The sequence below is a fragment of the Bradyrhizobium iriomotense genome (assembly GCF_030160715.1).
GTDB classification, from domain to species: Bacteria; Pseudomonadota; Alphaproteobacteria; order Rhizobiales; family Xanthobacteraceae; genus Bradyrhizobium; species Bradyrhizobium iriomotense.
Map to the genome: position 1 here is coordinate 1 of NZ_BSOW01000078.1, position 8,912 is coordinate 8,912.

At 64.6% G+C, this 8,912-nt stretch carries 11 protein-coding genes; 4 read left to right on the forward strand and 7 right to left on the reverse strand.

What is annotated here, in order from left to right; genetic code table 11:
* A partial coding sequence (locus QQL28_RS44980) for a hypothetical protein (protein WP_284276268.1) occupies positions 1 to 1,093 on the forward strand: 1,093 nt, incomplete at its 5' end.
* Between the two features lie 135 nt (positions 1,094 to 1,228).
* On the opposite strand, the gene QQL28_RS44985 is transcribed toward QQL28_RS44980, so the two are convergent.
* The 3 genes from QQL28_RS44985 to QQL28_RS44995 form a co-directional block, all read right to left on the reverse strand.
* A complete protein-coding gene (locus QQL28_RS44985; protein WP_284276269.1) occupies positions 1,229 to 2,509 on the reverse strand; it encodes a virginiamycin B lyase family protein in 1,281 nt (426 codons plus the stop codon).
* Between the two features lie 86 nt (positions 2,510 to 2,595).
* Positions 2,596 to 2,865, reverse strand: a complete 270-nt coding sequence (locus QQL28_RS44990) for a hypothetical protein (RefSeq protein ID WP_284276270.1) — start codon at positions 2,863 to 2,865, stop codon at positions 2,596 to 2,598.
* Between the two features lie 329 nt (positions 2,866 to 3,194).
* The gene (locus QQL28_RS44995; protein WP_431309735.1) at positions 3,195 to 3,437 is read right to left on the reverse strand and encodes a hypothetical protein; all 243 of its coding nucleotides are present in this window, start codon (positions 3,435 to 3,437) and stop codon (positions 3,195 to 3,197) included.
* Positions 3,438 to 3,590: 153 nt separating this feature from the next.
* On the opposite strand from QQL28_RS44995, the gene QQL28_RS45000 reads away from it, so the two are divergent.
* Positions 3,591 to 4,016, forward strand: a complete 426-nt coding sequence (locus tag QQL28_RS45000) for a DUF5413 family protein (protein ID WP_284276271.1) — start codon at positions 3,591 to 3,593, stop codon at positions 4,014 to 4,016.
* 66 nt (positions 4,017 to 4,082) lie between these two features.
* On the forward strand, positions 4,083 to 4,622 hold the full coding sequence (locus QQL28_RS45005) for a DUF4112 domain-containing protein (RefSeq protein WP_284276277.1): 540 nt from the start codon (positions 4,083 to 4,085) through the stop codon (positions 4,620 to 4,622).
* A gap of 292 nt (positions 4,623 to 4,914) precedes the next feature.
* On the opposite strand, the gene QQL28_RS45010 is transcribed toward QQL28_RS45005, so the two are convergent.
* From QQL28_RS45010 to msrA, 4 genes are all read right to left on the reverse strand, one after another.
* Positions 4,915 to 5,202, reverse strand: coding sequence for a hypothetical protein (locus tag QQL28_RS45010; RefSeq protein WP_027523175.1), 288 nt, complete (start codon positions 5,200 to 5,202; stop codon positions 4,915 to 4,917).
* 203 nt (positions 5,203 to 5,405) lie between these two features.
* Positions 5,406 to 5,570 (reverse strand): DUF3309 family protein, encoded by a 165-nt coding sequence (locus tag QQL28_RS45015; RefSeq protein WP_254098200.1) that lies wholly within the window; start codon positions 5,568 to 5,570, stop codon positions 5,406 to 5,408.
* Positions 5,571 to 5,677: 107 nt separating this feature from the next.
* Positions 5,678 to 6,097 carry a peptide-methionine (R)-S-oxide reductase MsrB gene (gene msrB, locus QQL28_RS45020; protein ID WP_284276273.1) on the reverse strand — a complete coding sequence of 140 codons (420 nt, stop codon included), beginning with the start codon at positions 6,095 to 6,097 and terminating at the stop codon, positions 5,678 to 5,680.
* Between the two features lie 31 nt (positions 6,098 to 6,128).
* On the reverse strand, positions 6,129 to 6,839 hold the full coding sequence (gene msrA / locus QQL28_RS45025) for a peptide-methionine (S)-S-oxide reductase MsrA (protein ID WP_284276274.1): 711 nt from the start codon (positions 6,837 to 6,839) through the stop codon (positions 6,129 to 6,131).
* A 244-nt stretch (positions 6,840 to 7,083) separates the two neighbouring features.
* Here msrA and QQL28_RS45030 point away from each other — a divergent pair, with 244 nt between their 5' ends.
* The gene (locus tag QQL28_RS45030; protein ID WP_284276275.1) at positions 7,084 to 8,769 is read left to right on the forward strand and encodes a caspase family protein; all 1,686 of its coding nucleotides are present in this window, start codon (positions 7,084 to 7,086) and stop codon (positions 8,767 to 8,769) included.
* Positions 8,770 to 8,912 lie beyond the last annotated feature (143 nt).

Consider the following 8,912-nt stretch of genomic DNA (forward strand, 5'->3'; position numbering starts at 1 on the left):
CCGCCCGCCGGAGGGCGCGCCACCGCCGGTGCCGCAGGCGCCGGGCGTTCGTGGCTTTCGTGACATCACCGCGGATGCCGACGACCTGGGCCGCGCCGCGGCGCAGGCCAACCGTGCCGCGCGCCGGACCTACGCCAACGTGCCGTCGCCCTCGCCGGAGTTCGACCGGCTCGAGCCGAGCCTGGAGAACCGTGGCGAGCCGCCCGACGTGCCGTATTCCTATGACGAGTCGGTCGAGGAGGCCGAGCGCTACGCGCCGCGGCCGGCGGCACCGCGCCCGCACATCCCGGTCCTCGACCGCGACGCCAAGAAGCGCCGCTCCGGCTCTGCCTTCCCGTTCAAGAGTGCGATCGCCGTCGGCATCGTGCTGATCCTGGTTGGCGCCGGCATCCTCTGGGGCAAGCAGGCGGTTCAGACCGTGAGCGGCCTGTTCAAGCCGTCCGCGACGACGCAGGTCGTGGAGGCGCCGAAGGATGCGTCGCAGCCGGCGCCGAAGCCGAAGATTCCGGATCGCGTCGGCCAGCCGTCGTCGACCGAGCAGCCGGCAGCGCCGGTGGCGCAGAAGGTCGTGCTCTATGATGAGGATCCGTCCGATCCCAAGGGCAAGCAATATGTCGGCTCCGTGGTCTGGCGGACCGAACCAATCAAGGCCTCGGGCAACCAGAAGGCCGACATCGCCGTGCGCGCTGACATCGAGATTCCCGACCGCAAGTTCAAGATGACGATGTCGTTCCGCAGGAACACGGATTCATCGCTGCCGGCGAGCCACACCGCGGAGCTGACCTTCATCCTGCCGCCGGACTTCCCCGGTGGCGGCGTCGCCAACGTGCCCGGGATCCTGATGAAGTCGAACGAGCAGGCGCGCGGCACGCCGCTCGCGGGTCTCGCCGTCAAGGTCACCGACGGCTTCTTCCTGGTCGGCCTCTCCAACGTCGATGCCGACCGCGCGCGCAACGTCCAGCTCCTGAAGGAGCGCTCCTGGTTCGACGTGCCGCTGGTCTACACCAACCAGCGCCGCGCCATCATCGCCATCGAGAAGGGCGCCCCCGGCGAGCGGGCCTTCAACGATGCGTTCGCGCAGTGGGGCGAATAGGGCGTCCGCCAGAGTCGCCGTACTCCGTTGTTCTCGTCATTCCGGGGCCCGCGCAGCGCGAACCCGGAATCTCGCGCCACAATCTCTGGATTCCGGGTTCGGCGCTGACGCGTCGCCCCGGAATGACGGACGCACTCAATGTCCCGTCCCGCCGATCTCCACCACGCCCACCTTGTTGACGAGGCTGTTGGCCATCACCGGGTTGCCGCTGCGGTCGACGTCCATGTTGCGGACGATGTCGCCGCCGCCGGGGATCGCCCAGCTCTGGAATTTTTCGGATCCGGGATCGAAGCGGACGATGGTGTTGGGTTTCGCAGCGGACTCCGAGTACCAGACCGCGCCCTTGGTGAAGACGATGCCGTAGGGCTGCGACTTCGGCCCGCTCGGTGAAGCCCATTCCTTCACCGTGCCCGTCGCCGGATCGAGCCGGCCGAGGAAGCCGCGGGCGAAGTCGACATACCAGATCGCATCGTCAGGGCCGACGGCCAGCCGGCGGGGCCGGGCGGCCGCATCCGGCAACAGGTATTCGCGGATCTCCATCGTCTTTGAATCGATGGTCGCGATCTTCGGTGCGCCGAACTCGACGAACCAGACGGTATTCCCTGCATTCACCACGATGCCGTAGGGCCGCGCATTTGCCGTCGGCGGCGTGACCAGCCTGATCTCGCCGCTCCCGGGATCGAGGCGCCCGACCTTGTTGCCGGCCTGCACGGTGAACCAGATGATGCCGTCATGGTCGAAGACGAGCGTATGCGGATCCTTGGCCGATGCATCCGGCAGCCGGTACTCCCTGACATCGCCGGTCTTCGGATCGAGCCTGCCGATCAGCCCGGCGAAATTGCCGGTGAACCAGATGTTGCCGCCCTTGTCCTCCTTCAGGCCGTGCGGGCCGGTCTGCGGATTGAGCTTGTACTCGCGGATCGCGCCGGTGGCGGGATCGAGCCGGCCGAGCACGTTGGCGAGCTGGCCGGAGTACCACAAGGATCCGTCGTGGGCGGCGAGCGGATCGTGCGGCCGCGAGCCTTCGGTGGCGACCGGCCACTCCTTGATGTCGATCTGCGTGTCGCCAGGGATCAGCACTGCTGCAGGGCGGGGCCGTTCGGGAAAGCTCCTGACGAGATAGTCGGTGATCTCCGCAGCTTCTTCCGGCGGAATCGGCGCGCCAAAATTCTGCATCATGCGGATCACGGTGTGCCAGCCTTCGGGCGTGTAGCCCGCCGCCAGCCGGCCGATGTCATGGCAGGAGCCGCAGATGCCGACGACGGTGCTCTTGCCGTGGCCGTCCGGAAAGTTGACGCCGGCCTGCTGAGCGGGCGCCGCGCAAGGCACCAGCGCCATCAGGGCGGCCGTGCTCGCCTGGATGAGGGATTGCCGCCAACCGCCCGCGATCGGGATCCTCGCCGGAATCTTCGCCATGTCTGTTGCTCCAGCGCTCTTGGCCGGGCCTCAGCATAGCGTCGATCGCTGCAGGACGCCGCTCAACTTGCAGTGCGCGTGAGGGATCAGTTCGCGGCAGCTTCCCGCTTGCGCGCCGCTGCCTCGCGATCCATCACGGCGCGGCAGCCGGGGCTGACATTGTGCTTGTTGCGGACCATGCAGGCGGTGACCCGCGAAATGTTCGGGATTTCGCTGGAGCAGAGGCGCATGGCGTCGCCCGTGCACATCTGCTGCGCCTCGGACGAGAAGGCGAGGCTGGGTGATGTGTGAAGCGCGGCGGTAGTCGCGGCAATGGCGGCGAGGGTGGCGATCTTCCCGATACGGTAGCTAAACATGTGAGATGCATCCCCAAGGTTTTCTTGCGGTGTTGGCCGCTTGTGTATTGGAGGCGCCGCACGCGGCTTGCGCTGCCGCACGTCAGATCCGGCACGCGGAGGGATGCCCCCGGTGTGGTTGCTCGATTACGCTTGAGATTTCGAATCGAAAGTGCTGCGCCGCCCCGATTCGATTATGCGCGAATGCCGCGAAGCTTCAATGGTTCGTGTGAACGATTTCACGATTGTTGCGCGTTCGTCACGGCAACCATCGCCTCACGCGCACGCCGAGGGCACATCAGCGAGAGTTGAGCATGTTCTTCGATCGACGTGACGCCTTTGCAAGCGCCTCACATTCCATGGCTCTCGAACACCTTGCGGCAGGACTGCGACAGCCTGGCCCGGTTGGCTTGCAGGCAGGACTGAACCGCTCCGTCATTGCCGAGATCCTTGCGGCACAGACGCGAGGCGTCGCGCGAGCAGGCTTGCTGCTCTCCTTGGGTTCCGGCATGGCCCTGCGCGAACGCTGGCAGGCTTGCGAGGCCGGATGCGGTGAGAGCGATCGTCGCCAGGAAAAGGGTCATCCAACGCATGGCCAAATCCAATCTTCTGAAAGGGCGGACATGAGAGCCGTTCACTTGAACCCGGCCGCCTGCCACTTGTTCCCCGGGGCGGGCCCCGACCCCGCTATCCAAGCTTCTCGAGGCGCTGCTATAACGGGGCGGGCTTCGAGTAAGGGGTGCTTGATGAAACGCTATCTGGTTTTTGCGCTGGTGGGTCCGTTTGTCGGTGGATTCCTGCTGCTGCTGACGACGACCTACCAGTCCGGCTATTGGACCCAGACCAATTGGAGCGAGGTCGGCAAGCTGTTCGTGGTGTTCTTCAAGACCCTGCAATACAGCTATTTGTTCGGTTTCCTGCCCTCGCTGATGATCGGCGCGGTCGACGACATCGTGTTTCACATCAAGCGCATCGGGCCGGTGCTGCGGATGCTGCTGGTCGGCCTGTTCGCGTTCATCCTCGCCGCCATCACCTATGGCTCGCGCGGGGCGGATTCCGGCGCGGTGCAATGGATCCTCTACGGCCTGGTCGGTTTCGTGCCGAGCGTGATTTCGTCCTGGCTCGTGCATAAGTATGTGGAGGAGCCGCAACCGGCTCCGGCGTCGGCCTGAGGGCAAGGGGCGGCGTTTGGGCGCGGCCCGGCAACCCAGGCGGCGCGTATGCGTTGGCCCTCAGCGATGACCATGCCTGACGACGATATTCTTGCAACACGCCCTCCTCGTTCGGGGAAGACCTCGCGCGCGACCTTCTCGGGCGATGAGGCGCGCGGGCCGATCATTGATCAGGACGGCCGCGAGATCCGGCCCGAGACGCTTGAAGAGGGCTTTCGCGAATTCCGTTCCGAGTTCGGTAGCGCCAATCCCTTCGGCAATCTCACGCGCGAGCAGCGGCTGGCGCGGCTCGAGGCGATCGCAAAGCTGCTCGACGTCGCCTTCATCCTGCCCGGCACCAAGATCCGCTACGGCATCGACGGCCTGATCGGCCTGATCCCTGTCATCGGCGACATCATCACCACCGCGATCTCGTTGTGGCTGGTGCGCGAGGCGCGCGCGCTGGGCGCGCCCTGGTACATCACCGCGCGGATGCTCGGTAATGTTGCGGTCGACGGCGTGGTCGGCATGGTGCCGTTCGCGGGCGACGCTTTCGACGTCATGTTCCGCGCCAACATGCGCAATGTCCGCCTGCTGCGCCGCTGGCTGGACAAGCAGCCACGCTAGAGCATGATCCGGAAAAGTGTGAAGCGGTTTTCCGAAAAGATCATGCGCAAACAACAACCTAAAGCGCGATGACGATTCATCCAAATCTCATCGCGCTTTAGAGCATGATCCGGAAAAGTGTGAAGCGGTTTTCCCTCGCGGCAAACGCGGAACGCGTTTGCGCGGAGATCATGCTCAAAGAACAAGCTAAAGCGCGAGGATGATTCAGCCCGATCTCATCGTGCTTTAGACGCGAAAAGCGCGGTAACCTTTCGGCTACCGCGCTCATTGCGCATCGGAGGATGAGAAAAGCTTACGCCGCGTCGGCGTCGGTGTTCGCAGCCGGCTTGCGGCGGCGCGGCAGCGGGAACGCCTCGCTCTCATAGAGCGAGCGGATGCCGTTCTGGTCGAAGCGGGCTTCCTCGACCTGGAGGTACGCGCCGTTCAGCGAATCCGTCGGCAATTCCTCGATCGCGAAGCGCACGGCTTCGGCCGCGGTGCCAAACCGCCGATAGGTGAAGCCCGCACGCTTCTTCTTGCGGATCGCGGCGGGGAAAAGCTCGGCGGAGGTATTGAAGTTGAACGGACGCAGTGGACGCATGGTCAAAGACCTCGTGATCTTCTTCGGTTTCAGGCGCGTGTGGGGTTTGTGAGCGCAGGCCGCAACCGGGCGGCCATGTCATTTTCGCCCTCTAATATAGGCCGTTTTGACAGAAATGCGACCCCCGCGAACGGAGATGATGAATCCGCGCATGGCAGCCCCGCAAAGGCAATAAATTTAATTAATTCAATAGCTTGCGTGGTTTACAGCTTGCCAAGAAGCAGCAGCACGATCAGCACCACCAGGACCACGCCGCCGAGCCCCATGCCGGAATGGCCCATGCCATAGCCATAGCCGCCAAACCGGCCCGACATGCCGCCCAGCAGGTAGATGATCACGAGGATGATCAGGATGGTTCCGAGGGTCATGGCATCCTCCCTGGCGGCCGCCGGAATCCGTACATCGGCTGCACCGCCAGGGAAGAAAAGCACATCGCGCCGTCGGGTTCCATGTCGGAACCCGGCGATGCGCAATGTTATTTCGGATCGAGCTTTAGCGCCGCCGAGTTGATGCAATAGCGCAGGCCGGTCGGCCCCGGTCCGTCCGGAAAGACATGGCCGAGATGGCCGCTGCATTTGGAGCACAGCACCTCGGTGCGGATCATGCCGTGACTCTGGTCCGTCTCCTCGTCGATATGACTCTCGACCGCCGGCTGGGTGAAGCTCGGCCAGCCGCAGCCGGAATCGAATTTGGCGTCGGACTCGAACAGCACGTTGCCGCAGCCGGCGCAGACATAAGTGCCGGCGCGGTGGTCGTGCTCATACTCGCCCGAGAAGGGACGCTCGGTCGCCTTCTCGCGGAGCACCGCATATTGCATCGGCGTGAGCTCGCGCCGCCACTGCTCCTCGCTCTTGGTGACCTTGGTTTCGTTCGTGGGTGTCTTGGTGTCGGGCATGGATCTCCCGTTGCTCAGTAAGATCTTGCGATCAGTTGGTGACCTTGCCGGCGCTGACCAGCGTCGGCTTCTCGATATAGTTATCCGCGAACAGCTTTTTCAGGTTCTCGACCTTCGGGATGTCGTTGTAGGCGATGTAGGGCTGGTTCGGGTGCAGCGTCAGATAGTCCTGGTGATAGCCTTCCGCCGGATAGAACGCCTCCAGCGCGCCGACCTTGGTCACGATCGGCTTGCTGAAGACCTTGGCGGCATTGAGCTGCGCGATATAGCCGTCTGCGACCTTCTTCTGCTCGTCGGAGGTGGTGAAGATCGCCGAGCGATACTGCGTGCCGGTGTCGGGGCCCTGGCGGTTGAGCTGGGTCGGATCGTGCGCGACCGAGAAGAAGATCTGCAGGATCTTGCCGTAGGAAATCTTCTTCGGATCGTATTTGATCTCGACCGACTCCGCGTGGCCGGTCGTGCCAGAGGAGACGGTGTGATAGTCGGCCGTCGCCTTGCTGCCGCCGGCATAGCCGGAGACCGCGTTGACGACGCCGGCGGTGTGCTGGAATACGCCCTGCACGCCCCAGAAGCAGCCGCCGGCGACGACCGCGGTCTGGATACCGCTTGCGGGTGCCGCGTCCACAGTGGGGGCGGGGATCACCACCGCATCTTCCGCAGCCCGTGAGGGCGAGGCGAAGGCCAGCGCCAGTGCGGCGGTGGCGGCGAGGAAGGGGAGGGAATGAAAGGCGGGTCGGCTCATGGCGGATCCTCATTCGGTCGGTGCGACAGTCTAGGGTGCTTGGGGCCGGGCGAACAGCCCGCCAGGCCCCGCATTCGGGCATGCCCAAGATACGGGCGGAAGGGCCGGATGTTACGCGCTGGCAGACACGAGCCCGTGAAGAAGGCATGCTAGCGTCGCCGGCGCGGGGAGGATCGGGCCGGAATGAACCCCTCCCTTGGATGACCGACATAGAATGAGTGGCGCTGGAGCTTGTTCGACGAAAATGTTGCGCGTCGTTTCCCTGATCCTTCTCATCCTGCTGTCATCTGCTTCGGTCGCCGTGGCCGACCCCCAGCTTGGTGATGATCTCGAGACCTGCCGCGAGCGCAAGATCGATCTGCCGACGCGGCTTGCGGCCTGCGAACACCTGCTCGGCTCGGATCGCGTGACCGGGAAGGACAAGTCCATCGCGCTGACCGTGCGGGGCTTCTCGCTTCTGAACAAGCGCGACTTCGACCACGCCCTCGAAGCCTTCGCCGCGGCGCGCGACGCCGATCCCGACAACATGGTCGCGCTCGACGGCCAGGCCCAGGCCCACCAGCGCAAGGGCCAGGACGATCTCGCGATGGCCGACTACAACCTCGCGCTCCAGAAACGCCCCAACTATGGCGGCGCCTATAATGACCGCGGCACGCTGTATTTGCGCAAGGGCGCGCTCCAGAGCGCACTCGACGATTTCAACCTTGCGATCAAGTACACACCCAATCTGCTGGTCGGTCATACCAACCGTGCGCGGACGCGGACCTTCATGAAGAACTATGACGGCGCGCTTGCCGATTTTGCCGACGCCTCGAGGATCGATCCGAATGCGCTGCAAATTCCCAACCATCGCTGCGTGACCTTTGCCGCGATGCGGCGCTTCGACGAGGCGCTCGCCGATTGCAACAGCGTCCTGGAGAAGCAGCCGAAGAACCAGTATGCGCTCGCCAACCGCGCCGATGCCTACCTCGCCAAGGGCGACCTCGACTCCGCGCTGAACGACTACAACGCCATCCTCGAGATGAATCCGAACAACGTCCGCGCCCATGCCGGCCGTGGCCAGGTGTTCGAGCGCAAGCAGGATCTCGCGCAGGCGCGTGCCGACTACCGTGCCGCCGCATTCGCGCTCACCCCGTTCGACGAGATCGACGTTGCGACGGCGCGCACCGGCGCGCGGAGCCGCCTCGCCGTGCTCGAACCCAAGACGCCTTCGACGCGCTCGACGATGCGCCGCGTGGCGCTGGTGATCGGCAACGGCGCCTACCGCAACGTTCATGCGCTCTCCAATCCGCCGCGCGACGCCAAGCTGGTCGCCGGCGCGCTGCGCGACGTCGGCTTCCAGACCGTCACGATCTCGAACGACCTGACCCGGGACCAGTTCTTCGAGACGCTGCGCACCTTCGCGGCGGACGCGGAGAAAGCCGATTGGGCCGTGGTCTATTATGCCGGCCATGGCTTCGAGATCGGCGGCGTGAACTATCTCGTGCCGGTCGATGCAAGGCTCTCGGTCGACAAGGACGCGGAGACCGAAGCCGTGGCGCTGGAGCAGGTGATCGCGGCGGTCGGGGGCGCGCACAAGCTGCGGCTCGTGATCCTGGACGCCTGTCGCGACAATCCCTTCGCGCCGGCCATGCAGCACACGCTGGCGCTCAAGCTGGTCGACAAGGGTTTTTCCAACATCGAGCCCGGCGTCGGCTTCATGGTGGTCTACGCCGCCAAGCATGGCGAGACCGCGATGGACGGCGACGGCAACGACAGCCCGTTCGCGCTTGCGCTCGCCCGCGACGTGCGGCAGCCGAATGTCGAGGTCCGCAAGCTCTTCGACATCGTCCGTGACGACGTCTGGCTCCAGACCAAGCACGAGCAGCAACCCTTCACCTACGGCTCCCCGCCGGGCAGCGAGGATTTTTACTTCGTGGCGAAGAAGTGATGGCGGCTGTGGGACGCCGGCGCCACACATTCTGCGTCGTCCCGGCCTAAAGCGGGATGGGGTTAAGTTGAATCGATTTGGGATTCCCAAATCAGCCCGTTTCTGATTCACCATGCTGGCTGGAAGGAGGCCAGCATGGATGG

Excerpts from the sequence above, each read along its gene's own strand:
- QQL28_RS44990 (WP_284276270.1), bottom strand. The coding sequence starts at position 2,865 with ATGTTTAGCTACCGTATCGGGAAGATCGCCACCCTCGCCGCCATTGCC.
- QQL28_RS45005 (WP_284276277.1), top strand. The coding sequence starts at position 4,083 with ATGACCATGCCTGACGACGATATTCTTGCAACACGCCCTCCTCGTTCG.
- msrB (WP_284276273.1), bottom strand. The coding sequence starts at position 6,097 with ATGCCCGACACCAAGACACCCACGAACGAAACCAAGGTCACCAAGAGC.
- QQL28_RS44985 (WP_284276269.1), bottom strand. The coding sequence starts at position 2,509 with ATGGCGAAGATTCCGGCGAGGATCCCGATCGCGGGCGGTTGGCGGCAA.
- QQL28_RS45015 (WP_254098200.1), bottom strand. The coding sequence starts at position 5,570 with ATGACCCTCGGAACCATCCTGATCATCCTCGTGATCATCTACCTGCTG.
- QQL28_RS45030 (WP_284276275.1), top strand. The coding sequence starts at position 7,084 with ATGTTGCGCGTCGTTTCCCTGATCCTTCTCATCCTGCTGTCATCTGCT.
- msrA (WP_284276274.1), bottom strand. The coding sequence starts at position 6,839 with ATGAGCCGACCCGCCTTTCATTCCCTCCCCTTCCTCGCCGCCACCGCC.
- QQL28_RS45010 (WP_027523175.1), bottom strand. The coding sequence starts at position 5,202 with ATGCGTCCACTGCGTCCGTTCAACTTCAATACCTCCGCCGAGCTTTTC.
- QQL28_RS44995 (WP_431309735.1), bottom strand. The coding sequence starts at position 3,437 with ATGCGTTGGATGACCCTTTTCCTGGCGACGATCGCTCTCACCGCATCC.
- QQL28_RS45000 (WP_284276271.1), top strand. The coding sequence starts at position 3,591 with ATGAAACGCTATCTGGTTTTTGCGCTGGTGGGTCCGTTTGTCGGTGGA.